This window comes from Pseudomonas sp. McL0111, from assembly GCF_052567255.1.
Window position 1 is genome coordinate 1,651,775 of sequence record NZ_CP199585.1, and the last position, 24,367, is coordinate 1,676,141.

A 24,367-nucleotide genomic window follows, 5' to 3' on the forward strand; every position below is an offset into this window, starting at 1 on the left:
TCAGGAGAAGAACAATGCAGAGGCTTGCCTGTGAGTGATGGTACTGCGATGGATGGCGATCAACTCTTGATTGCTATGGTTCTCGCGCTCTACGTAGGCACCACCCAGTCGTCTTTGCTCGACGGTTTTCAGATGTGCCGCAGTGAACGACGGTAGTGGATCGGTGGCGCTGGCGTAATGAAAATGCGCATACCACAAGACCTTGCCGGTAGGCTTGTCGAGTATCGGGTACTCCAGCAGATAATCTTTGCGCGGGCCTTTGAGTCGTCGACGTTCGGAGGCTTTGTCGATGGACACTTCCCCTTTGCCGTAGAGCCATTCGATCCGCGCTGCTGTCGGGAGCTGCTGTTTGGTGGTTTCGATTCTGGCGGCGCGACCTCTGGCATAAAGGGCCTTGGCCTCGATGTCGAGTTGTTGTCTGAGTGTGGCGGCGGAAGTGGTTTTGCTGGCGGTATGGTTACCGGCGGCGAGGGCCTGATCGATTTTTTCCATCGTTTCGTGCAATCGCGTGGCGTGCAGGTAGTAGATCTCCTCAATCTCCGTCGGATTGCGCTGCGCCCGGTCGATGTGTGCCTGGGTGCGCTCGCGGAAAGTTGGCAGCCCGTCGAGCAGCGCCTTTGCGGTTAGCAGGGCCTTCGGTAGATCGGGGTGTGGCTTGGGTGTTGCTGTGGGTTTGGCGGGTACTCTTTCCACCCAGTTGCCCGGAGTCTTTTCATGAAAGGTCGCGATCACTTTGCCGGTCAACGGCGCCACCACATCGACCAGGTCGCTGTCCTGTCCGTCGACACCGCGACGCGGCTGGCCGATCATCGTCCCCTTGTAACGAGTCTTGATGATTTTTTTCGCCGGCGCCGGTGACGATTTCGACGGCCCTGCGATGGGCTTCACCAGCCGCTGGTCCCGGAGCAGGTTCGACAACTGTCGCACAGCATCCTGATGGAATTCGGCAACATGTTTTTTGACTTGATCGAGACGTTCGGGAACCAGCTGCTGCGGATACTCGGCGAGGAGATCAACGAACCGCTGGTCGATGACGTCGAATTGCTCCACGAGATTGTTCATCGCTTCCAGGCGTTCGCCGAGCTGATCAAGACTTTGCTCCGCGCTCAGATCCAGGGTGCTCTGGATGTTCAGAGAGGCATCTTCGACAAGTGATTCAAGGGCCACTCGTGCTCCCTCCCGTGAATCCGTTGGATCGGCCCGAAGGCATAGTTCCTGCCCCAGGGTGATTTGCAGAAGCTTCAGATCTTCCAGCGAAAACTTCGGCAGTTTGGCCTTGTATTGACGGCTGATCTCGACCGCTTCTTTGCCAAGCAGGCTCATTTGCGTGAAACGTGTATGGGCGAACTCGATTTTTTCGATAATTCCCTTAGTCAGCTCGGACATGCTTTCGAACGGCGCAGAACGATCGGTTGCAGAAGTACTGGCACCCTCGTCGAGCAGCACCAGGGTTGTCTCCAGATTTTCGCGGAATGCGGGGAAGCTCTCATCGATCCAGGACTGCATGAGGAACAGTTGCAAGGAGGTTCGCTCGAGCATGGCTGTCCGGTAGTTGGGTACTGTTTCGAGGGTGTTCAATTCCTTCAGGCTTTCGATTTGCGTGCCGTAGTCCTTCACCTGTGAGTCGAGCGTGTCGAGAAAATGCTGGCGGGCGCTTGCGGCGTTTTCCGCCGTGGCCTCCAGCATGCTGCGTCGTGCGGTCATCAATGTGCTTCGCTTGGCCTCTAGGCTGGCATCGAAGGCGGCGATGTCTTGTTTCTTCTTGCGCAGCAGTTCCGCGTTCTGCTGTTGCAACTGCTTGCGGCGGCTCTTGAGACCGCCACCGCGCAGTCGCAAGCGCAGATCGACAAACCATTCGCCACGCGCATTGCGAATCAGTAAAGGCCCCGTGCGTCCCGGGTTCTCGCGAGTATCGATGATCTGAACGTCATCGTTGTCATTGAGCGCAACTTCGAACCAGCGTGCACCGACCTGCGCATACCATTTTTGTCCCTGATTACGCAGATGCCGATACAGGCCTTCGGTTGCGGGTTCGGCCAGTCCATCGGGACGGTCGATCTTCAGGCTGTCGAGCACCGTGGCCAAACCGGCCGGTGTTTTTTTGAGTGCGCCGAGGGTGTGCAGTAACAACTCATGATGGTGTGGCAGCTCATGGCCGGCGACATCTGGCAGCCGCGTCGCGCTGATGCGGGCGGACGTGATGGGTTCGCTGGACGTTTGCGGCACTTTCTCGGGGAGGGCGGCAGCCCGCTGTGCTGTCTTGCGCATCGCCGCGCGATGAGCGAGCACCATGCCCAGCGATAACAGAACGTCGGCCAGCGCGGTCCACGCGGGCTGCTGCTGTTCCTGTCCGTCAGCGACCTCTTGCAGATCGTCCATGATCTGCCAGATCCATGCAGCCGTGCCGACGCTGCGTCCCAGAAACGGCAAGGCTGCATTGAACAACGCCCAACCGCCGAGCTTGAGGGTGGCCCAGCGCGCTTCGGCATTGGAGACGGAGTCGCGATCGGCTTGAGCGATCAGCGCATCGGCATTGGCCTTGAACAGGTCTGCGAACAGGTCCTGTTCAAGCACTCGGTTGCCGAGCGCTACGGCGCCGGTCAGGTCCGGCGACAGCGTCGGGTCGACAAGTAACTGCGGCACTGTCCACACCGAAGGCAGAGCTCCGGGAAAGACATACTGTGAGTAGTTGAACCGAACACCGTCCGGCAACCAGGCGAGTACCGATTGACGCAACGTTCTCGAGTGCCTGATTGCATACAGCAGGTTCGCCGTTGAAGGGTATTGCAGCAGCGGCCTGTCGAGCAGCGGGCGATACAGCAGACACGGTCCGTTGTGCGTATCCCGTGGACCGATCACGAACATGTTGACTACTTCATCGGCGGCGCCGCTGACGTGATCGCCGGTGACGAAAGCCAGCGGGCGAATCACGATGTCCTGGCCGTCGACTCGTCGATCTGCGGGCTCGTTTGCCAGCGCGGCAACCACATACCGGTAACCCTGCTCGTCGAGGCCTGCTTCCCCGCGGATTTTGTGCTGCAACGCCAGCAACGGCAGCTCGATGGGCAATTGACGAACGTAGAGTTGGCGTAAGTGAGAAGCTTTGGCGTTGTCTTCTATCAACCTGTTTTTGAGCTGATTCGGATAGTTTTTGCCGATGTCCGCTGAAGTGATCAGGTTGTCCAGGTAGGCCGGGGTCATCCATGGCGGTATTGGTGTCCTCCCGTCCCGGTAGTTCACCGATCGGTTCCCCAGCGGCATCCCTGCCAGATTCTGCAGCGCCAGTTCGGTCAGTGACAGGGTCAGCGTCTGTTCGTGTTCCGGTGGGAGGAAGGTGCCCCAGACCACCACGCTGGTGATGGTCATTTCAACGTCTTGCAGTCTGACGTTTTGCGCCGGCCCCCGGTTGATGATTCTGTTCAGCTCCGCCAACGTGAAATCCTGAATCCTGGGAACTTCGTTTTGAAAGGTCTTCCCCTCGTTCTGTTGCTGTACCGCGACCAGGTCCAGCAAGTGCCGGCTGTAGCGCGACTGGTCGGCAGGTGCTGCATGTTCCAGCCACTGCGGCAACGAGTGCCCCATGCGCGCATAACCGGAGGATGATTGTTCTGTCGCCGAGGCTGAACCACCGCCTGCATCGGCAGGTGAAAAGTAAACCGAAGCCCGAGGTCGCTGGAAGTTGTCGATCTCACCTATCGCCTGGGCCTCCAGTGCAATCAGGGTGCAGGCTTGCTGGTCGAAAAAATTGCCTTGAGGCTCGAATAGCCGCCATTGCACGTTGATCGGGGGCATACCCGCTTCAGCCGGCCATTCCAGAGACTCGTTCAGTTCATCGAAGGTGTCGAAGCGTTTAAAACCCTGGGTAACCGAATGCGTCAGGATCATTGTGCGGTTGCCGTTTGTGCCAACCAGAACCGCCGTGTCGAGGATGCTCAGGTGCGTGCGGTCACTGCCTTGCTCCTTATCGAAATCGATCAGGCAGGCTCGGGTCTGGTAACGGTCGATGACTGATCGTTCAGTCTTGTCCGGGTAGTTGAAAACCGCACGCGCCATGGCTTGCTGATCGGCATCCCAACCATTGGCATCACTGACGTTCCACAGTTGCCGCAAGGTTTGCGAGAGTTCGTGCCAGCGGGGTGCTGAGGCGCTGCCGGTTTCATTCCAGTACTCAACTTGCTGTTGCTGGCGGGCCTTGAACAGCAAGGGGGCGAACTCATTCAGCAGAGCGCCGATCTTCTCGATGTCTGCCGGGATCTGAACGGGAGGGTCTACACCGGGTTGTGCGGTGAGGAAGTGTTCGCCTGCAATGAGAGTGACCACTGCACCTGACAGGGCAAGCCGCACCAGCATATCGGTGAGCGACTCGAAGTGGCAGGGGCCAGCCTCGACCTTGTTTTCCCTGATCAACCAGGTCGGTGTTGCAACCATGGTCAGCGCCGGCTCGATGGTCTGGCGCGGGTACAACTGCACGAGGACCGGGCGCAAAGTTTGGGTGGCGACTTCGGTAAGTGAGGGGCCGCTTACCAGTTGTGTGAGTACATCGACAGCGCTGGGCGTGGTGCTTTCGGGCATGACCATATCCTTGTCTGATGTTACGGCCGTTGCGATATGCAGCGCCGGACCAAGGCAAGGTAGGGCAGCGACTCAGACGTCGGGCGGTACATAAATATTGCAGGCAAAAAAAGACCCGCCTCGGCGGGTCTTTGGTTGGGTGACCACTCAGGTGCCGGACTTGATTTTGGTCCAGGCCCGGGTGCGCGCCCGTTCGGCGTCACGCGGCAGCGGTTGCAGGGTATACAGCGTGCTCATTGCCGCATCGGTCGGGTACAGATTAGGGTTGTTGCGGATTGCCGGATCGACCAGTTCGGTGGCGTCCTTGTTCGGATTCGGATAACCGACAAAGTCGCTGACCGGTGCGATCACCGCAGGTTGCAGCAGGTAGTTGATAAAGGTGTAGGCATCCTCGGTGTTCTTCGCGCCCTTGGGAATCGCGAGCATGTCGAACCAGATCGGCGCGCCTTCCTTCGGCAAGCGCATGTCCACGACTACGCCGTTCTTGGCTTCCTTGGCGCGGTTGGCGGCTTGCGAGAAGCTGCCGGAATAACCGACCGCCACACAGATGTCGCCATTGGCGATGTCGGCCATGTACTTGGATGAATGGAAGTAGGTTATGTACGGACGGATCTTCATCAGCAGTGCTTCGGCCTTGGCATAGTCCGCCGGGTTCTTGCTGTTCGGGTCGAGGCCGAGGTGTTGCAGGGCCAGCGGCAGAATCTCCGACGGCGAGTCGAGCAGGGCGACGCCGCACTGCTTGAGCTTGCTGATGTTCTCTTCTTTGAAGATCAGGTCCCAACTGTCTACAGGCGCGTTGTCACCCAGCGCAGCCTTGACCTTGGCCGGGTTGAAACCGATCAGGATGGTGCCGTACATGTATGGCACGGCGAATTTGTTGCCCGGATCGTTGGCCTCGATCAGCTTCATCAGTTTCGGATCGAGGTGATTCCAGTTTGGCAGCTTGCTGCGATCCAGTGGCTGGAACACCCCGGCTTCGATTTGCTTGGCGAGAAACACGTTGGATGGCACCACCACGTCGTAGCCGGAGTTGCCGGTCAGCAGCTTGGCCTCGAGCGCTTCGTTGGTGTCGAAGATGTCGTAGACCAGTTTGGTCTGGGTGTTCTGCGCCTTGAAGTCTTCCAGCGCCTTTGGCGTGATGTAGTCGAACCAGTTATAGACGCGCAGGGTGCGTTCTTCGGCGTGGACGGCGCTGCTCAGAAACGCAGCGCACAGCGCGGGGGCGATGAAGTGCTTGAGTCGGCTCATTGTTCAAAACCTTCCAGCACGTTCACCGCGTTGATGCCGATTTCTTCCACCGCGTAACCACCTTCCATGACGAACAGCGTCGGTTTGCCCAGCGCGGCGATGCGCTTGCCCATCGCCAGGTAGTCCGGGCTGTCGAGCTTGAACTGCGAGATCGGATCGTCCTTGAACGTATCGACGCCCAGCGACACCACAATGATGTCGGCGCCGTAGCTGTCGATCTCGTTGCAGGCCTGATCCAGCGCGGCGCTCCAGGTGTCCCAGCCGGAACCGGCCGGCAGCGGATAGTTGAAGTTGAAACCTTCACCGGCGCCTTCGCCCAGCTCGTCTTCGTAGCCGAGGAAAAACGGGAACTCCGCTTCCGGATGACCGTGAATCGAGGTGAACAGCACGTCGCTGCGCTCGTAGAAAATCGATTGCGTGCCGTTACCGTGGTGGTAATCGACGTCGAGGATCGCGACCTTCTTGTGGCCCTGATCGATGAATGCCTGTGCGGCTATGGCGGCGTTGTTGAGGTAGCAATAACCGCCCATCAAGTCGCCAGCAGCGTGGTGTCCCGGTGGTCGGCACAGGGCAAAGGCACTGCGTGCTCCGCGTTGTATTTCGGCTTGCGCGGTCAGCGCTACTTGCGCCGCGCTATAGGCCGCTTGCCAGGTACCGGCAGTGATCGGTGCGCCGCCGTCGAAGCTGTAATAACCGAGCTGGCCGTGCAGGCTGGTCGGTTTGATCTGACGCAAGGTGCGTGCCGGCCAGGTGTAGGGCAGCAGGTCGCCGTCGGTTTCGAGTTCGGCCCAACGTGCCCACGCTCCTTTGAAGAAGTCGAGATAGTCGCGACTGTGGATGCGCGCGATCGGTTCGAGGCCGAAGTCTTTCGGCGCCTCGACCGGACCGAGTTCCTGGTTCTTCACGCGGTGCAGAACGTGATCGGCGCGCGATGGCATCTCGAAGCAAGGCTTGAGTTGACCGTCGATCAATTCGCAGCGGCCATGGTGCAGGTGGTGATCGTCTGAGTAGATCGTCAGCATTTGTTGTTCTCCGCAGGGCTGATTCGGTTGACCCCAGTGTTGCGGCGCGAGGCGAATCGGAGAACGGCAGGAGAGGCCAAAAGGGGATCGATATGGCCAAAACCTGTGACCGGAATTCGCTCCTTTTCATGCATCCCTGCCCCGACTCAGGGCATGGAATAAAGAACCCTGTAGGAGTGAGCCTGCTCGCGATGGCGGTGTGTCAGTCACCTTTGATGTCGACAGGTTTGACGCTATCGCGAGCAGGCTCACTCCTACAGGGGCAATCAGTGTGGGCGGAACTGGCTCGGCGCCACGCCGCTCCAGCGTACGAAGGCGTGGCGGAAACTCGCGGTCTCGCTGAAACCCAGGGTTTCGGCGATGCGGTAGATCGGCAGTTGATCCTCGCACAGCATCTGTTTGGCCCGTTCGAAACGCAACTCGTCAAGCAGCTCCTGATAGCTGCTGCCCATGTCCTTGAGGTGCCGGCGCAAGGTGCGTGGCGAGCATTTCATCTGCTGCGCCAGGCCCTCAAGTCCCGGTGCGGCATTCAACTGGGCGCTGAGCAACTGGCGAATCCTTCCCAGCCACGCCTGACGCCCGGTGAACTCGGTGTTCTGCTTGCGGCAGCGTTCGGCCATCGCTTGATGGGTGATCACGTCGGCCAGCGGCAGCGGTTGATCAAGCCAGCGCCGGTCGAAAGCGAAGGCGTTGTCCTTGGCGCCGAAGTGCAGCGAGCTGTCGAAGTGCTCGGCATAGCTGTCGCGGTATCCCGGCGCCGCATGTTCGAAGCGCGCCGCCAGCAGCGGCAACGGATGCCCGAGCAAGTCGTCGCAAATGACTTTCAGCGACACCAGACAGAACTCGGCATTGAACACCGCCATCGCCGGACTCTCGCGGTAATCAGCGGCGACGAACCAGGCCCGTTCGCCGTCGTCCTCCAGACTCAGCTCGAAAAGTGTTCCCAACAGCGCCGGATAACGAATCGCCAGACGCAAAGCGTCACCGAAGGTGGCACAGGTGAGCAGCGCATAACCGAGGATGCCGTAGCAGGAAACGTGCATCCGTCGGCCGAGTTCCAGGCCGATGTCATGTTTGAGTGCAACGGCGTTGGCGCAGACCTGCATCTCCTGATTGGTGGTGATACGGGTGTCGGCACGGTTCAGATCCGCCGCGCTGATGCCGCTTCCGGCCAATAAAGCTTCACTGGACAGACCTTCGGCCTTGAAGGTGTTGAGCACCAGTGAAACGGCGTTGAGCGTGGTGAGGTGGGAGTGGAGCATGAGGACTTCCAGCCTGGGGATGGCTGGAACGCAGCAAGTTATATGCCGCACGAAGACCCTGATGTATGCGCGCTATTGTGGCGAGGGAGCTTGCTCCCTCGCCACAAAGGCTCACTCGCACAGGGTAAGGCGTTGTGTCAGATCAGTTCGCCGCAGAGGTCGAGTTCGATCAGACGTCGGACTTCTTCCGTTTCCAGCCCCGCGCCGAGCAATGCATGCAACTTGCCGAACCCCGCCTCACGGGTCATGCCGCCACCTGACAGCACGCCAACACCGCGCAAACGGCTGCCAGCCTCGTAGACATCCAGTTCGACACCGCCCTCATGGCACTGCGTCACGGCAACCACCACCACGCCGTTGTCCCGCGCGCGGCCAAGGCTGGCGAGAAACTCTGGATTGTCGCTGGGCCCGGTGCCGCTGCCATAGCACTCCAGCACTAGCCCTTGGATTCCGCTGTCGAGCAGACCGTCGAGGACTGCCGCGCTGATACCCGGGAACAGCGGCAGCACCGCGACATTCGCCAGTTGCCTGGGCTGGTTGTAGCTCAGCGCTGCCGGGATCGAAGACGCTTTCACGCCACCGCCCTGACGCTCCAGACGCTTGAACGGATGACGACCGAAGCTGCGCACTTTCGCGCAACGGGTCGGCGCCAGCAGCTCACCGTGGAAGTACAGATGCACGCCCGGCGCCAGGCCCTGACCGAGGGCGACCAGTGCGCCGCCGAGGTTTTCCCAGGCATCGCTGTCGGTGACACCGGCCGGCAGCATCGATCCGGTGAAGCACACGCGGGCATGCAGGCCGAGCAACTGGAAGCTCATTGCTGCGGCGCTATAGGCCAGAGTGTCGGTGCCGTGGAGGATCAGCACGCTGTCGCAACCTTGTACGTCGACGGCATCAACCACCGCTTCGCGTAGTTGCTGCCAGTAGGCAGGGGTCATGTTGGCGCTGTCGATCAGCGGCGCCATCTCGCGAAAGCGCCACTGCGGCACCACGAGTTCAGGCTGGCTGTGCAGATAGTCGCGCATCCGCGCTTCGAAACCGGAAGCCGGGGCCAGACCGTTGGCGCTGGCCTGCATGCCGATGGTGCCACCGGTATACAAAACCATGACGTGTTGGGCGGCGGGGTAGGTCGACGAATTCATAGGATTCTCCGAAACGATGAGTTCCTGTGGGAGCGAGCTTGCTCGCGAAAGCGGTGGGTCAGCCAAACATATTTCGACTGATTCACCGCATTCGCGAGCAAGCTCGCTCCCACAGTTTTCTGCACTTTAACTGACGGGCGCAGAGGGTGCGCCCGTCATTTACCCATCAGCGTTGCGCTGCGGGTACACCTTGCGACTCGGTTTCAACCTTGCCGGCAGCGGCAGGCGGATTGGCCGGCCAGGCTTTGCGGTCCAGATCCAGATCCGGGAACTTGCTCGAATCGAACACCGGAGTCTTGATCCCGGCTGCACGCTGGTCATCGTAGTCACGCAGGATGCGCATGCCGACCTTGAACAGCATGAACAGCGCGATCAGGTTGACGAACGCGAGCATGGTCATGGTGATGTCGGCGAAGGCGAACACGGTGCTGAGGTTTTCGATAGCGCCCCAGAAAATCAACACCAGTACCAGTGCGCGGTAGCCGATCAGCGCCTTGCGGTTTTCACCGATCAGGAAGCGCAGGTTGCTCTCGCCCAGGTAGTAGTTGTAGAGAATCGAGGTGAACACGAACAGCGCCAGTGCGACCGAGATGAACATCCGGCCCCATTCACCGACCACGGCGGCCAGCGAGTTCTGGGTCAGGGCAATGCCGTCGCCTTCGAAGCCCGGGGTGTAGAAACCCGAGAGCAGGATCAGCAGCGCGGTGCAGGTGCAGATCACGAAGGTATCGAGGAACACGCTGAACGCCTGAACCACACCCTGAGCCACCGGGTGCTCGACCGAAGCCACTGCGGCCACGTTTGGCGCACTGCCAAGACCGGCTTCGTTGGCGAACACGCCACGCTTCACGCCCATGACGATGGCGCTGCCGATCAGACCGCCGAAGGCCTGGTCGAGACCGAAGGCGCTCTTGACGATGGTCATCAGCATCGCTGGAACGTGATCGAATTGCAGCACGATCACGTACAGAGTCACGCCGATGTAAACCAGGGTTTTTACCGGTACCAGCAGGTCAGCGACCTTGGCGATCCGCTTGATCCCGCCAACGAACACCAGGCCCAGCAACACCGCCAGACCGAGGCCGGTGTAAGTGGTGTCTAGGCCGAAAGCGTTGTTCAGCGAGTGAGTCACAGCGTGAGCTTGCAGACCGTTGAACGCGAAGCCAAAAGTCACCAGCAACAGGAACGCCATGACCATACCCAGCCAGCGCTTCTGCAGACCGTGCTGGATGTAGTAGGACGGGCCGCCACGGAAGGTGCCATCGGAGTCGGTACGTTTGTAGAGCTGACCGAGCGAGCACTCGAAGAAGCTGCTGGACATGCCGACCAGTGCGGTGACCCACATCCAGAACACGGCACCTGGCCCACCGAGGGTCACGGCAATGCCGACACCGGCGATGTTACCTGCACCGACGCGGCCGGCGAGGCTGAGCATCAGGGCCTGGAACGAGCTGAGTTGCCCGGCGCTACTTTTCAGGCTGTCGCGGAACACCGCGAACATGTGGAAGAAGTGACGCAGTTGAACGAAACGCGAGCGAATCGTGAAGTAGCTACCGAGCCCGACAATGAGCACGATCAGTACTTTCCCTGAGAGGAAGTCGTTGATGACTTCGAGCATGGATTTTTCCTCGCTGTTTTTTGTGTAAGCAAATGCTGGATGTTCAGAAACATCGCGTTACACCGACAAGCGCACGGCAAGGCAGGTGAGGCGCAGGTTTCGTCCCGGTTCCAATTTCGCGGGTTTGTTATTAGTTCGGGTTTCGCATGGGTTATGGCCTCGTTACCGACGACCGCTCACGCGAAGAGGGGCGGCACTATACCGATCAGTGACGCGCCCGTCTGCACGGTAGTGGTGCAAGCGACGAAACGAGGCTTTGAAACACCCGACGTTACCGGCGCCGGGCTAGTGCGGAGACTGCTTTTCAGTGGGAGCGAGCTTGCTCGCGAAAGCGGTGTATCAGGCGCATTGCTGTTGAATGTACCGCCGCCTTCGCGAGCAGGCTCGCTCCCACATTGTTCAGTCCCCAGACATACGGGTCTCAGGATCAAAAGTTAAAAAAAAGGGCTTGGGGATAAAATCCCCAAGCCCTCAAAAGGTGAGAGGTGTCTAGTCCCTCGACCTGGTGAGCGGTGCTACAAGTTACGTGTCGGTTCAGCCTTTAAGCGGAACCAGACGCGGAGCAATCATGTTTTCCGGGCGCAGGATGTCGGCGAGCATGGCTTCGTCGAGCAGACCTTCTTCGCGCACCAGTTCCAGTACGCCACGGCCGCTTTCAAGCGCTAGGCCGGCGATACGGGTGGCGTTTTTGTAGCCGATGTACGGGTTCAGTGCGGTGACCAGACCGATCGAGTGCTCGACCAGTTCACGGCAGCGCGCTTCGTTGGCGGTGATGCCGACGATGCAGTGTTCGCGCAGCATGTCCATGGCGCGTTGCAGCAGGCGGATCGAGTCGAAGATCTTGAAAGCGATCAGCGGCTCCATCACGTTCAGTTGCAGTTGGCCGCCTTCGGCTGCCATGGTCAGCGCCAGATCGTTACCGATGACCTGGAATGCCACCTGGTTCACGGCTTCCGGGATAACCGGGTTGACCTTGCCTGGCATGATCGAGCTGCCTGGCTGACGCGCCGGCAGGTTGATTTCGTTGATGCCGGTGCGCGGGCCGCTGGACAGCAGACGCAGGTCGTTGCAGATCTTCGACAGCTTGACCGCGGTGCGCTTGAGCATGCCGGAGAACAGCACGAAGGCGCCCATGTCGGAAGTGGCTTCGATCAGGTCGGCGGCTGGAACCAGCGGTTGACCGCTGATCAGGGCCAGACGCTGAACGGCCAGAGCTTGATAACGCGGGTCGGCGTTGATGCCAGTACCGATCGCGGTGCCGCCCAGGTTCACTTCAGTCAGCAGTTCCGGGGCCAGCGTCTTCAGACGGGCCAAGTCTTCGCCCATGGTGGTGGCGAAAGCACGGAATTCCTGACCAAGGGTCATCGGTACGGCGTCTTGCAGTTGGGTACGGCCCATCTTCAGGACGTGGTTGAATTCTTGACCCTTGGCCGCGAATGCCTGAATCAGGCTGTCGAGGCTGGCGAGCAGGGCGTCGTGACCCAGCAGCAGACCCAGGCGGATGGCAGTCGGGTAGGCGTCGTTGGTCGACTGCGCCATGTTGACGTCGTCGTTCGGGTGCAGGAACTGGTACTCGCCTTTCTGGTGACCCATTGCCTCGAGCGCAATGTTGGCGATCACTTCGTTGGCGTTCATGTTGGTGGAAGTACCGGCGCCACCTTGAATCATGTCGACCACGAACTCTTCGTGGAAATCACCGCGGATCAATCGGGCACAGGCTTCGCTGATGGCAGCGTGCTTGGCTTCGCTCAGATGACCCAACTCACGGTTGGCGTCAGCAGCGGCCTGTTTGACCATTGCCAGACCGACAACCAGTTTCGGGTAATGCGAAATCGGAACGCCGGAGAGACGGAAGTTATTCACCGCTCGCAGGGTCTGGATGCCGTAATACGCTTGAGCCGGTACTTCGAGGGCGCCAAGCAGGTCGTTTTCTGTGCGGAAAGATGCAGCGGAGGACATGATAGAAATCATCTCGATATGGACCCGGTCTGTGCCGGAACGCTGCGAATGCTAGGCTTGTGGGAAATTTTGGGCCAATGCTGTTAAGCACTGGCCTATGCACATTCGGCATAATGCCCGTGTGACGCCGCCCGCGCGGCAGACGTGTGACCTGTTTTGGTGCGTGTCCGGGAGGACGTGATGAATCTGGAAAGCAAATGGCTCGAGGACTTCAGTGCTCTGGCCGCCACCCGCAGCTTCTCGCAGGCAGCCGAACGGCGCTTCGTGACTCAGCCGGCGTTCAGTCGGCGAATCCGCAGCCTCGAAGCGGCGTTGGGGCTGACTCTGGTAAACCGCTCGCGCACGCCGATCGAACTGACGGCGGCGGGGCAACTGTTTCTGGTGACGGCGCGCACGGTGGTCGAGCAACTCGGTGAAGTGCTGCGTCATCTGCATCATCTGGAAGGCGGGCAGGGCGAAGTCATGCAGGTTGCCGCGGCGCATTCGTTGGCGCTGGGCTTCTTTCCGCGCTGGATCGCGCAGCTGCGTAACGAAGGGCTGAACATTGCCACACGGCTGGTGGCGACCAACGTCGGTGATGCGGTGCATGCGTTGCGCGAGGGCGGATGCGATCTGATGCTGGCGTTCTATGACCCGGACGCGGCGATGCAGATGGACCCGGAGATTTTTCCTTCTTTGCATTTGGGGCAGACGGAAATGTTACCGGTGTGTGCCGCCGATGCGGATGGCAAGCCGCTGTTTGATCTGGAAGGTGATGCAAGTGTGCCGTTGCTGGCTTATAGCGCCGGGGCGTTTCTTGGGCGTTCGGTGAATGGTCTGTTGCGTCAGCGTGCTTTGCGCTTTACCACTATCTATGAGACTGCGATGGCGGACAGCCTGAAGAGTATGGCGCTGGAAGGGTTGGGGATTGCCTGGGTGCCGCAGTTGAGTGTTCGGGCTGAACTTGCCCGCGGTGAGTTGGTTGTTTGTGGTGGGCCGCCATGGCATGTGCCACTGGAAATTCGTTTGTATCGATGTGCGCTGGTGCGCAAGGCCAATGTACGGTTGTTGTGGCGAAAGTTAGAGAGTGGGGCGGCTGGCTCTACCGTTTGATCGACCGCCAAGAGTGAAAGTCAGTGGCGCTTCACTCTTGGCGAAATAAAAACTCAAAGTTTATTAATCGTGCAACTCGAGATAGTTACGAATGTGTTCCCGGTTTTTATCGCTGAAACGCTTGGCGTTTCCTCTGAAATTCGATTCAAGGGTGCCTGATGCCATGATGGTTTCATCCCACCAGCCATTGTAGTAAACCTCGTAATCTTCATGTCGTGCCCCGAACAAGTGACCGACTTCATGTGCCGGCGTCTGGTGGCCATTGATAGAGGCAATTGCACAACTGCCCGTATGAGTAGCAATCCCCCCGACCGTATCGCTTAGGTTGTCGCGTGTTAGCAGCAGACACTTCAGGGTGTGATCGGTGTATCCCGAGTTGACACCGATAATTTTCTCTTTATTTCTTTCGATTTTTTCATACCATGAATAGAGCGCCTGCTCGGGAGTGTCGACTTTGTAACTGTGCTCGCAGAGCTCCGGAGCCCTTGAATGCGGCACCATAATGATGCCGAATATTCTTCCGGAAATAGTTTCGAACTCCTTCGATAGCCATTTGAAATGGGTGTCGTAAAGATCGTTACTGTCATGCTCGGATAAATCCTTGTGAACATAAACCATCAATAATAAAGGCTTTGGCATTCGAGATTCTCTAGTGGTTTTTAATTGTTGGGTTTGCGTGAGCAAGTTCTATTGGTTCTGGTATTTTTATAGCACCAATAACTTCAGGGGTCTGTTTTCAGTGTTTTAGTTTTTATTTCTTAAAGTGCGAGCGTTCAGCTTTAACATACTGAAGTGACTGCTATTAATATTTGCCAAGTGTTATTTGGCAGATCACTGATCTTGATTTTCGAGTCAGTAAACGCGCTGTTTTTCGGCAAATGACAGATGGTCGAGACGGGGGCTGTTTATTGGCTTCTTTGCGGTATACTGCGCGGCCTTCGGCCGGTCCGTCCGGCCATTTTTCGTACAATCAAGCCACGCATCCTGCGTGGCTTGTTGTTTTTTGACGCGCCTGCGGGCGCCCAGAGAGAAGAGGCGCGACGATGAGTGCACTGGTTGGCGTGATCATGGGCTCCAAGTCCGATTGGTCCACCCTTAGCCACACCGCCGATATGCTGGAAAAGCTCGGCATCCCGTACGAGGTTAAAGTGGTCTCTGCCCACCGTACCCCGGATCTGCTGTTCCAGTACGCCGACGAGGCTGAAAGCCGCGGCATCGAGGTGATTATCGCCGGTGCCGGTGGCGCGGCCCACTTGCCTGGCATGTGTGCGGCCAAGACCCACCTGCCGGTGCTGGGCGTTCCGGTGCAGTCGTCGATGCTCTCGGGCGTCGATTCGCTACTGTCGATCGTGCAGATGCCGGCCGGTATTCCGGTTGCCACTCTGGCCATCGGCAAGGCCGGTGCGATCAACGCAGCCCTGCTCTCGGCGAGTATCCTCGGCGCCAAGCATCCGCAGTTCCACGCGGTACTGAAAACCTTCCGTGCCGAGCAGACAGACAGCGTCCTGGACAATCCAGACCCACGTATTGCCTGAGGTTGTTGAGATGAAGATCGGTGTAATCGGTGGCGGCCAGTTGGGCCGCATGTTGGCCCTGGCGGGCACTCCGCTGGGCATGAACTTCGCTTTCCTCGACCCTGCGCCGGACGCCTGTGCGGCCGCGCTGGGCGAACACCTGCGGGCCGATTACGGCGATCAGGATCACCTGCGTCAACTGGCCGATGAAGTCGATCTGGTGACCTTCGAGTTCGAAAGCGTCCCGGCCGAAACCGTGGCGTTTCTCTCGCAGTTCGTACCGGTCTACCCGAGTGCCGAAGCGCTGCGCATCGCTCGCGACCGCTGGTTCGAAAAGAGCATGTTCAAGGATCTGGGGATTCCGACTCCGGCGTTCGCCGACATCCAGTCGCAAGCCGATCTGGACGCCGCTGTCGCGACCATCGGCCTGCCGGCCGTGCTGAAAACCCGGACCCTGGGTTACGACGGCAAGGGCCAGAAAGTTCTGCGCAAGCCGCAAGATGTGGTCGATACGTTTGCTGAGCTGGGCAGCGTTGCCTGCCTGCTGGAAGGCTTCGTGCCGTTCACCGGTGAAGTGTCGCTGATCGCCGTGCGTGCCCGTGATGGTGAGACGAAATTTTATCCGTTGGTACACAACACCCACGACAGCGGCATTCTCAAGCTGTCGGTCGCGAGTACCGATCACCCGTTGCAGGCGCTGGCCGAAGACTATTCCAGCCGCGTCCTGAAGCAACTGAACTACGTCGGCGTAATGGCGTTCGAGTTCTTTGAAGTCGACGGCGGCCTCAAGGCCAACGAAATCGCGCCGCGTGTGCATAACTCCGGGCACTGGACCACCGAAGGCGCCGAGTGCAGCCAGTTCGAAAACCACCTGCGGGCGGTTGCCGGTCTGCCGCTGGGTTCGACCGCCAAGGTCGGCGAAAGCGCGATGCTCAACTTCATCGGTGTGGTTCCGCCGGTAGAGAAAGTCATCGCGATTGCCGATTGCCATCTGCATCACTACGGCAAAGCCTTCAAGGCCGGACGCAAGGTCGGTCACGCCAACCTGCGTTGCGCCGACAAGGCCACGCTGGAGCAGCAGATTCTCAAGGTCGAAGCGCTGATCGCCGAGTAAAGACAGTTTCATCTGGCGGCGGCGGAACCTTCGGGAACCGCCGTTCTCTGATGGCAGGATGCCAAAGTCTGGCTAGGCTATAGCCAATCAATCAGAGGGAAATGCCATGGGAATTATCGGAACCATCTTTATCGGCTTGATCGTCGGCCTGCTGGCGCGCTTCCTCAAACCGGGCGATGACAGCATGGGCTGGATCATGACCATCCTGCTCGGTATCGGCGGTTCGCTGGCAGCCACTTACGGCGGTCAGGCTCTGGGCATTTATCAGGCAGGTCAGGGTGCAGGCTTCATCGGCGCGCTGGTCGGTGCGATTGTCCTGCTGGTGATCTACGGTCTGATCAAAAAGAACTGATCCAAAGCGACCAGGTCCTCTCTGCCAAACCGGCGGAGAGGGCTAGAATGCTCGGCGAATCTCTTTCCTTCCTTTTACCCGAGCACCTTCATGCGCCGCATTTTGTTGACTCTCCTTTTTCTGGGCAGCGGTTTGGCCCATGCCGGCGAATTGCCGGAAACCGACTGGCTGGAACTGATGCCCAAGTCGGATCAAAAGGCCCTCGAGGCCATGCCTGAAATCGACCACAACTCCCCCGAAGCCACCGGCACCTTCACGGATAAGGGCGGCATGAAACAGGCCAAAGGTCTGCCGGCGGTGATGTATTCGACCAAAACCGTGGCGTCGATGAACGACAAGCACATCCGCATCGGTGGTTATCCGGTGCCGCTGGAGTCCGATGCCAAGGGCCGCAGCACGCTGTTCTTCCTCGTGCCATACCCGGGCGCCTGCATCCACGTGCCGCCACCGCCGCCGAATCAACTGGTACTGGTGCGCTATCCGAAAGGCTTGAAGCTGGATGACATCTATACACCGCTTTGGGTGATCGGCACGCTGAAGATCGAGAAGGTCAACAACGACCTGGCCGACGCGGCGTATGCGCTGGAGGCGGACAAGGTTCGCGTAGTCAAAGAGTCGGATCTCTAGCCAATACCCAAGAACAACTGTGGGAGCCAGCCTGCTGGCGATAGCGGTGCGTCAGGCATCTTCAAGTTGCCTGACACGGCGCCATCGCCAGCAGGCTGGCTCCCACATTTCGTACTGCGGTGTTGGTTAGAGCGGTTTAGCGCCGATGCTGACGCCCATCGTATGGCTGGCACCCGGTGCCAGATTCACCACATCGCCCATCACATTCGCCGTCTCGATGCACAACATGCGCTGCCAGCCATCGTTGTCCATGTCGCTGAGCGCGGCGGCGCGGTCGATCCACGGGTTCCAGATCACTGCTGTGCGCGAACCGGTCGCGCTCAGCACGATGCGCCGTTCCCACGTCGGGTCGACGATGCTCAGTTGTGGCGGAGCGTCGAGGTAGATGCGGTCGGTTTCGCCGGCAAACTGCAGATCGCCTCGCTGGGTGGCGGTGTTCCAGTCATCGAGGGTCTCGATGTAGTCCAAGCCGTCCACGCCTTCGACATGCACGTTGCGCACATCGCTGACCGCGAAATAGCTGTGCAGCGCCTGGCTGAGACTGACGCTGTCGCCGCCACGGTTATGGCTGGTCAGGCTGATGTGCAGTTGCTCGTCCAGACGCAGGGTCAGGGTCAGGTCCACTTCGTGCGGCCAGCCCGGGAAGCCGCCATCAGGGTAGGGCAACTTGAATTCGACCTTGATGCCATGGTCTTCGGCTTCGATGCCGCCCAATTCCCAATCCATCGCCCGGACAAAACCGTGCGCGCCTGCCGGTTCGTCGCTGACGCGCATGGCTTTGACGCTCTGCGGATTGCGCTCGAACACGCCGAACCACGGCCAGCACACTGGCACGCCGGCACGGATGCTTTTGCCGGTCTTGAACACGGCCTTGTCGTTCAGCCAGATGATCGGCGGCTGGCCGTCGATCTGATAACTGAGGATGTGCGCGCCTTGCTGGGCAACCAGCACTTCGGCCTGACCGTGGCGGATACGCCAGCAGTTCAGTTCATCCAGTTTCACGGCTTCAACGTTGGGCGTGTTCATGGGACAACTCTCGATCAGACACTTGGACGACTATCGACCGCAAAACGGCCGCGAGGTTTAACGTGCGCGAGGCGGAACCGAACGAGTGCGGCCGCTGCCATCGATGGCGACGAACACGAACACCGCTTCGGTGACTTTACGCCACTCGCTGGACAACGGATCGTCGCTCCACACTTCGACCATCATCTGGATCGAGCTGCGGCCGATTTCCAGGGTCTGGGTATAGAAGGACAATTGCGCGCCGACAGCCACCGGCACCAGAAACGCCATGCGGTCGATGGCCACGGTAGCGACGCGGCCGCCAGCGACACGGCTGGCCATTGCGGTACCGGCCAAATCCATCTGCGCCACCAGCCAGCCGCCGAAAATATCGCCAAAGCCGTTGGTTTCACGCGGTAGCGCGGTGATTTGCAGGGCCAGGTCGCCCTGTGGGATCGGATCTTCTTGTTCGAGCTCTATCATGCCGGGGGTGCCTCTGACCCGTGACTCTTCGTTGGTATCGCTGGTGGTAGCCGTCTTCAGGAAAAACGATTCAGCACCGAACATACTACGTTCGTCACGTTTTCCATAAGGCGCCTAAAGGGGAAACTCTGCGAAAGCGACTGACAGATCCAGCGACGATTTCGCACAGCAACCCCCTACAAACCGGAGCAAGGTTGCGAGTATATCGGTCGGTAGACTCCGCGACGACCATCCGGTTCTCATTTCGACCGTCAAATACGCACCTCTATGTGCTTTTTCGAACAATTTGCTATGGTGCCGAACCTGTCCAAGTCACAGCCAGCGTTGTTGTGACGACAGATCTGACTATAAGAGAAGCCCTTGCCATGACCACAGCGCCTTCGAGCCTCGCGCAGCCCGAGCAACCCGCACGACCGTTAACCCGCAATGACTACAAGACTCTGTCGCTATCGGCCCTGGGCGGTGCGCTGGAGTTCTACGATTTCATCATCTTTGTGTTCTTCGCCACCGTGGTCGGCAAGCTGTTCTTCCCGGCGGACATGCCCGAGTGGCTGCGCATGATGCAGACTTTCGGCATCTTCGCCGCTGGCTATCTGGCCCGGCCATTGGGCGGCATCGTCATGGCGCACTTCGGCGACCTGCTGGGGCGCAAGAAGATGTTCACCCTGAGCATTTTCATGATGGCCGTGCCGACCCTGATCATGGGTTTGCTGCCGACTTACGCGCAGATCGGCATGTGGGCGCCGATCCTGTTGCTGCTGATGCGGGTGATTCAGGGCGCGGCGATTGGCGGTGAAGTGCCGGGGGCGTGGGTCTTCGTTTCCGAACACGTACCGCAAAAGCACATGGGCTACGCCTGCGGCACCCTCACCAGCGGCCTGACCGCCGGTATCTTGCTGGGTTCGCTGGTCGCCACCGCGATCAACAGCATCTATACGCCTGTGGAAGTCGCGGATTACGCCTGGCGGATTCCGTTCCTTCTCGGCGGTGTGTTTGGCCTGTTCTCGGTGTACCTGCGCCGCTGGCTGCACGAAACCCCAGTGTTCGCCGAGCTACAACTGCGCAAGGCGCTGGCTGAAGAAGTGCCGCTGCGTGCGGTGCTGCGCGACCATCGCGGGGCGATTGCGATCTCGATGCTGCTGACCTGGCTGCTGTCGGCCGGCATCGTCGTGGTGATTCTGATGACCCCGACCGTGCTGCAAACGGTCTATCACTTCTCGCCGACCGTGGCGCTGCAATCAAACAGTCTGGCGATTGTGTTTCTGAGCATCGGTTGCGTTATTTCCGGCGCACTGGCTGATCGCTTTGGTGCGGGCCGCGTGTTCGTCTTCGGTAGCCTGGGGCTGTTGATCAGCTCCTGGACCTTCTATCACAGCCTGGCAGATCACCCGAACTGGCTGTTCCCGCTGTATGCGCTGACCGGTTTGCTAGTCGGCACCATCGGCGCGGTGCCGTACGTGATGGTCAAGGCGTTCCCGCCAGTAGTGCGCTTCAGCGGGTTGTCGTTTTCGTACAACGTGGCTTACGCGATCTTCGGTGGTTTGACGCCGATGGTGGTCAGCCTGCTGCTGAAAGAAAGCCCGATGGGGCCTGCCTACTATGTGGCGGTGCTGTGCACGATGGGGATTCTGGTGGGCGCGTATCTCTGGAAGAAGGGGCGCTGATTCCAGGATTATTTGCAGCAGTACCGGCCCTATCGCCAGCAGGCTGGCTCCCACATGGAGATGCATTCCAATGTGGGAGCCAGCCTGCTGGCGATTTGGGGCAGCGGAATTATCCGATAAAAGCTCAATGCTGGCCTTTCATCCAATTGTCATATTTCAGCCATAGAGTGTTCACACGGCCTGCTGATACTTGGCCCCGACTTAACACACCCTATCTGCTAGGAGTAAGGCATGAAACTGAAGCGTTTGATGGCGGCAATGACTTTTGTCGCTGCTGGCGTTGCGACTGCCAACGCGTTCGCCGCTGTTGACCCTGCTATCCCGAGCTACACCAAGACCACTGGTGTGTCGGGCAACCTGTCCAGCGTCGGCTCCGATACCCTGGCCAACCTCATGACCCTCTGGGCTGAGAACTACAAAAAAGAATATCCGAACGTAAACATCCAGATTCAGGCCGCTGGCTCCGCCACCGCGCCACCTGCGCTGACTGAAGGCACCTCCAACCTCGGCCCTATGTCTCGCAAAATGAAGGACACCGAACTGGCGGCCTTCGAACAGAAATACGGCTACAAGCCAACCGCTATCCCGGTTGCCGTGGATGCCCTGGCGGTGTTCGTCCACAAGGACAACCCGATCCAGCACCTGACCATGGAACAGGTTGACGCGATCTTCTCGTCTACTCGTCTGTGCGGCGCGAAAGCCGAAGTCAAAACCTGGGGTGACCTGGGTGTGACCGGCGACCTGGCCAACAAGCCAGTGCAACTGTTCGGCCGTAACTCGGTATCCGGCACCTACGGCTACTTCAAAGAAGAAGCCCTGTGCAAAGGTGACTACAAGCCAAACGTCAACGAACAACCAGGTTCGGCGTCGGTTGTGCAGTCGATCAGCTCCTCGCTGAACGGCATCGGTTACTCGGGCATCGGCTACAAGACCGCTAGCGTGAAAACCGTTGCTCTGTCGAAGAAAGGCAGCACCGAGTTCATCGAAGACAGCGAAGAAAACGCCCTGAACGGCAAGTACCCACTGTCGCGCTTCCTCTACGTTTACGTGAACAAAGCCCCGAACAAGCCTCTGGCCCCACTGGAAGCCGAGTTCGTGAAACTGGTTCTGTCGAAACAGGGCCAGGAAGTGGTAGTGAAAGACGGTTACATCCCGTTGCCAGCCAAGGTTGCTGCAAAAGCACTGGCTGACCTGGGTCTGCAAGAAGGCGGCGCTGAAGTCGCAAAGAAGTAACAAATTGAGTCCGGGGTGAACCCCACCGGACTCAAGTAAAAGGCCGGATCTGCTTGCAGACCGGCCTTTTACACACCTCAAATTTTCGATCCTCTGCCAGTTACGCTGGCGGCGGATTTGGTGCGTCACTGCATTGTCATCTTTCTGTCATACAGGATCGCTAGGGTGAGCGCATGAATGATCTGGCCAATTCCCCAATGACTACGACTTCCCCTCCCAAGCGCATTGATTTCAATACGCCTGAGCTGCAACGCAAGCGCCGCATCCGCGCGCTCAAGGATCGCTTCACCCGCTGGTACGTCCTCGTTGGCGGCCTGGCGGTGCTGGCAGCCATCACCCTGATCTTCTTCTTCCTTGCCTACGTGGTCGCGCCGCTGTTTAAAGGTGCCGATCTGACCGCGCAAGATGCAATCACCCCGGCCTGGATGCAGGACGCCGGCAAGCCGCTGATGATTTCGCTCGAAGAGCAGAATCAGGTGGCGATGCGCGTTTCCGATAAAGGTCAGGCGCTGTTCTTTGATATCGACAGTGGCGCTGAACTGAAGCGCGTCGATCTGCCGGTCCCGGTGGGCACCACCGTAACGTCCATCGGCGAAGACCAGCCAGGTCATCCGCTAGTGGCAGTGGGTCTGTCCAACGGTCAGGCTCTGGTGTTCCGTCACACCTATAAAGTCAGCTACCCCGATGGCAAGAAAACCATTTCCCCGGCTATTGAATACCCGTATGGCGAGGCGCCAATCGCGCTGAACGAAAACGGTGGTGCGCTGGAGCACGTCAGCCTCAACGCTACCGATACCACGTTGGTGCTGGCCGGCTCGACCGACTCGCAACTGCATGTGCTGTCGCTGACCAGCGAAGAAAACATGATGACCGGCGAAGTCACCAACGAGCAGAAGCGTATCGAGCTGCCGCAGATGACCGAACCGGTGAAGAACATCTTCGTCGACCCGCGCCAGCAGTGGCTGTACGTGGTCAACGGTCGTGCCCAGGCCGACGTGTTCAGCCTTCGCGACAAGAGCCTCAACGGTCGCTACAAATTGCTGGAAAACGCCGACTCTGAAATCACCGCCAGTACGCAATTGGTGGGCGGTATCTCGCTGATTTTCGGCGACTCCAAGGGCGGACTGGCCCAGTGGTTCATGGCGCGTGATCCGGATGGCGAACAACGCCTGAAGCAGATCCGCACCTTCCAGATGGGCACCGCACCGATTGTTGAAATCACCGCTGAGGAGCGCCGCAAGGGTTTCCTCGCCCTCGATGCTGCCGGCAAGCTTGGTGTGTTCCACAGCACCGCGCACCGCACCTTGCTGGTCGATCAAGTGGTCGACGGCCAAGGCCTGTTTGGTCTGTCGCCACGCGCCAACCGCGTGATCGTCGAGCAGGGCGGCAAGCTGCAACCGTTGTTGCTGGACAACCCGCACCCGGAAGTTTCCTGGAGCGCACTGTGGAGCAAGGTCTGGTACGAGAACTACGACGAGCCTAAATACGTCTGGCAATCGACCGCCGCCAACACCGATTTCGAACCGAAGCTGAGCCTGTCGCCACTGACTTTCGGCACCCTGAAAGCCGCGTTCTACGCGATGCTGCTGGCCGCGCCTCTGGCGGTTGCCGCTGCGATCTACACCGCCTACTTCATGGCGCCGGGCATGCGCCGCAAGGTCAAACCGGTCATCGAACTGATGGAAGCGATGCCGACGGTGATCCTCGGTTTCTTCGCCGGCCTGTTCCTCGCGCCGTATGTCGAAGGGCATTTGCCGGGCATTTTCAGTCTGTTGATGTTGTTGCCAATCGGCATTCTGGTCGCCGGTTTCAGCTTCAGTCGCCTGCCTGAATCGATCCGCCTGAAAGTGCCGGACGGTTGGGAAAGTGCGCTGCTGATTCCGGTGATTCTGTTTGTGGGCTGGCTGTCGCTGTACATGAGCCCGTTCATGGAGAACTGGTTCTTCGGCGGCGACATGCGTATGTGGATCTCCCACGACCTGGGCATCACCTACGACCAGCGCAACGCTCTGGTGGTTGGTCTGGCCATGGGCTTCGCGGTGATCCCGAACATCTACTCGATTGCCGAAGACGCCGTGTTCAGCGTGCCTCGCGGCCTGACCCTGGGCTCGCTGGCCCTCGGTGCCACACCGTGGCAGACCATGACTCGCGTGGTGATCCTCACCGCCAGCCCGGGGATCTTCTCGGCGCTGATGATCGGTATGGGCCGTGCGGTTGGCGAAACCATGATCGTGCTGATGGCCACCGGCAACACGCCGGTCATGGAAATGAACCTGTTCGAAGGCCTGCGCACCCTGGCCGCCAACGTCGCGGTGGAAATGCCCGAATCGGAAGTCGGCGGCAGCCACTACCGCGTGCTGTTCCTCTCGGCGCTGGTGCTGCTGTTGTTCACCTTCGTCATGAACACCCTGGCAGAACTGATTCGTCAGCGTCTGCGCAAGAAATACTCGTCGCTTTAAG

Annotated in this window: 18 protein-coding genes; 8 read left to right on the forward strand and 10 right to left on the reverse strand. The window is 59.2% G+C overall.

The annotated features are described in order from the left end of the window. The 7 genes from ACTWLJ_RS07430 to ACTWLJ_RS07460 all read right to left on the reverse strand — a co-directional run bounded on the left by ACTWLJ_RS07430 (window position 1) and on the right by ACTWLJ_RS07460 (window position 12,823). The gene (locus ACTWLJ_RS07430) at window positions 1-4,572 is read right to left on the reverse strand and encodes a dermonecrotic toxin domain-containing protein (protein WP_445180408.1); all 4,572 of its coding nucleotides are present in this window, start codon (window positions 4,570-4,572) and stop codon (window positions 1-3) included. A 147-nt stretch (window positions 4,573-4,719) separates the two neighbouring features. After that, complete coding sequence (locus ACTWLJ_RS07435; protein ID WP_445180409.1) at window positions 4,720-5,820, reverse strand: polyamine ABC transporter substrate-binding protein; 1,101 nt, start codon at window positions 5,818-5,820, stop codon at window positions 4,720-4,722. Continuing rightward, window positions 5,817-6,842 carry a histone deacetylase family protein gene (locus tag ACTWLJ_RS07440; RefSeq protein ID WP_445180410.1) on the reverse strand — a complete coding sequence of 342 codons (1,026 nt, stop codon included), beginning with the start codon at window positions 6,840-6,842 and terminating at the stop codon, window positions 5,817-5,819. The genes ACTWLJ_RS07435 and ACTWLJ_RS07440 overlap by 4 nt, the downstream gene beginning before the upstream one ends. Before the next feature lie 266 nt (window positions 6,843-7,108). After that, a complete protein-coding gene (locus ACTWLJ_RS07445) occupies window positions 7,109-8,104 on the reverse strand; it encodes an AraC family transcriptional regulator (RefSeq protein WP_445180411.1) in 996 nt (331 codons plus the stop codon). A gap of 137 nt (window positions 8,105-8,241) precedes the next feature. Next, window positions 8,242-9,246, reverse strand: a complete 1,005-nt coding sequence (locus ACTWLJ_RS07450; RefSeq protein ID WP_445180412.1) for an asparaginase — start codon at window positions 9,244-9,246, stop codon at window positions 8,242-8,244. A 166-nt stretch (window positions 9,247-9,412) separates the two neighbouring features. Continuing rightward, entirely contained in the window at window positions 9,413-10,864 is a 1,452-nt protein-coding gene (locus ACTWLJ_RS07455) for an alanine/glycine:cation symporter family protein (RefSeq protein ID WP_445180413.1), read from the reverse strand. A 534-nt stretch (window positions 10,865-11,398) separates the two neighbouring features. Further along, the gene (locus ACTWLJ_RS07460) at window positions 11,399-12,823 is read right to left on the reverse strand and encodes an aspartate ammonia-lyase (protein WP_401213211.1); all 1,425 of its coding nucleotides are present in this window, start codon (window positions 12,821-12,823) and stop codon (window positions 11,399-11,401) included. Window positions 12,824-13,003: 180 nt separating this feature from the next. Here ACTWLJ_RS07460 and ACTWLJ_RS07465 point away from each other — a divergent pair, with 180 nt between their 5' ends. After that, window positions 13,004-13,915, forward strand: a complete 912-nt coding sequence (locus ACTWLJ_RS07465) for a LysR substrate-binding domain-containing protein (protein ID WP_445180414.1) — start codon at window positions 13,004-13,006, stop codon at window positions 13,913-13,915. Between the two features lie 63 nt (window positions 13,916-13,978). On the opposite strand, the gene ACTWLJ_RS07470 is transcribed toward ACTWLJ_RS07465, so the two are convergent. Continuing rightward, window positions 13,979-14,554: a hypothetical protein gene (locus ACTWLJ_RS07470; RefSeq protein ID WP_445180415.1), complete on the reverse strand. Its 576-nt coding sequence runs from the start codon at window positions 14,552-14,554 to the stop codon at window positions 13,979-13,981. A 404-nt stretch (window positions 14,555-14,958) separates the two neighbouring features. On the opposite strand from ACTWLJ_RS07470, the gene purE reads away from it, so the two are divergent. From purE to ACTWLJ_RS07490, 4 genes are all read left to right on the forward strand, one after another. Then, window positions 14,959-15,450: a 5-(carboxyamino)imidazole ribonucleotide mutase gene (gene purE, locus ACTWLJ_RS07475; protein ID WP_445180416.1), complete on the forward strand. Its 492-nt coding sequence runs from the start codon at window positions 14,959-14,961 to the stop codon at window positions 15,448-15,450. Between the two features lie 10 nt (window positions 15,451-15,460). Further along, window positions 15,461-16,543, forward strand: coding sequence for a 5-(carboxyamino)imidazole ribonucleotide synthase (locus ACTWLJ_RS07480; RefSeq protein WP_445180417.1), 1,083 nt, complete (start codon window positions 15,461-15,463; stop codon window positions 16,541-16,543). A gap of 106 nt (window positions 16,544-16,649) precedes the next feature. Further along, window positions 16,650-16,895: a GlsB/YeaQ/YmgE family stress response membrane protein gene (locus ACTWLJ_RS07485; protein ID WP_003229635.1), complete on the forward strand. Its 246-nt coding sequence runs from the start codon at window positions 16,650-16,652 to the stop codon at window positions 16,893-16,895. 90 nt (window positions 16,896-16,985) lie between these two features. After that, entirely contained in the window at window positions 16,986-17,522 is a 537-nt protein-coding gene (locus tag ACTWLJ_RS07490) for a DUF3299 domain-containing protein (RefSeq protein ID WP_445180418.1), read from the forward strand. A 126-nt stretch (window positions 17,523-17,648) separates the two neighbouring features. Here the strand turns inward: ACTWLJ_RS07490 and ACTWLJ_RS07495 are convergent, their stop codons facing one another. Both ACTWLJ_RS07495 and ACTWLJ_RS07500 read right to left on the reverse strand, forming a co-directional pair. Then, window positions 17,649-18,548 (reverse strand): D-hexose-6-phosphate mutarotase, encoded by a 900-nt coding sequence (locus ACTWLJ_RS07495; RefSeq protein ID WP_445180419.1) that lies wholly within the window; start codon window positions 18,546-18,548, stop codon window positions 17,649-17,651. Between the two features lie 57 nt (window positions 18,549-18,605). Further along, window positions 18,606-19,010 carry an acyl-CoA thioesterase gene (locus ACTWLJ_RS07500; protein WP_003229628.1) on the reverse strand — a complete coding sequence of 135 codons (405 nt, stop codon included), beginning with the start codon at window positions 19,008-19,010 and terminating at the stop codon, window positions 18,606-18,608. Window positions 19,011-19,375: 365 nt separating this feature from the next. On the opposite strand from ACTWLJ_RS07500, the gene ACTWLJ_RS07505 reads away from it, so the two are divergent. The 3 genes from ACTWLJ_RS07505 (at window position 19,376) to ACTWLJ_RS07515 (ending at window position 24,366) form a co-directional block, all read left to right on the forward strand. Further along, window positions 19,376-20,674 (forward strand): MFS transporter, encoded by a 1,299-nt coding sequence (locus ACTWLJ_RS07505; RefSeq protein ID WP_401213224.1) that lies wholly within the window; start codon window positions 19,376-19,378, stop codon window positions 20,672-20,674. Window positions 20,675-20,905: 231 nt separating this feature from the next. Then, window positions 20,906-21,907, forward strand: a complete 1,002-nt coding sequence (locus tag ACTWLJ_RS07510) for a phosphate ABC transporter substrate-binding protein PstS (RefSeq protein ID WP_445180420.1) — start codon at window positions 20,906-20,908, stop codon at window positions 21,905-21,907. 425 nt (window positions 21,908-22,332) lie between these two features. Further along, on the forward strand, window positions 22,333-24,366 hold the full coding sequence (locus ACTWLJ_RS07515) for an ABC transporter permease subunit (RefSeq protein WP_445181333.1): 2,034 nt from the start codon (window positions 22,333-22,335) through the stop codon (window positions 24,364-24,366). Window position 24,367 lies beyond the last annotated feature (1 nt).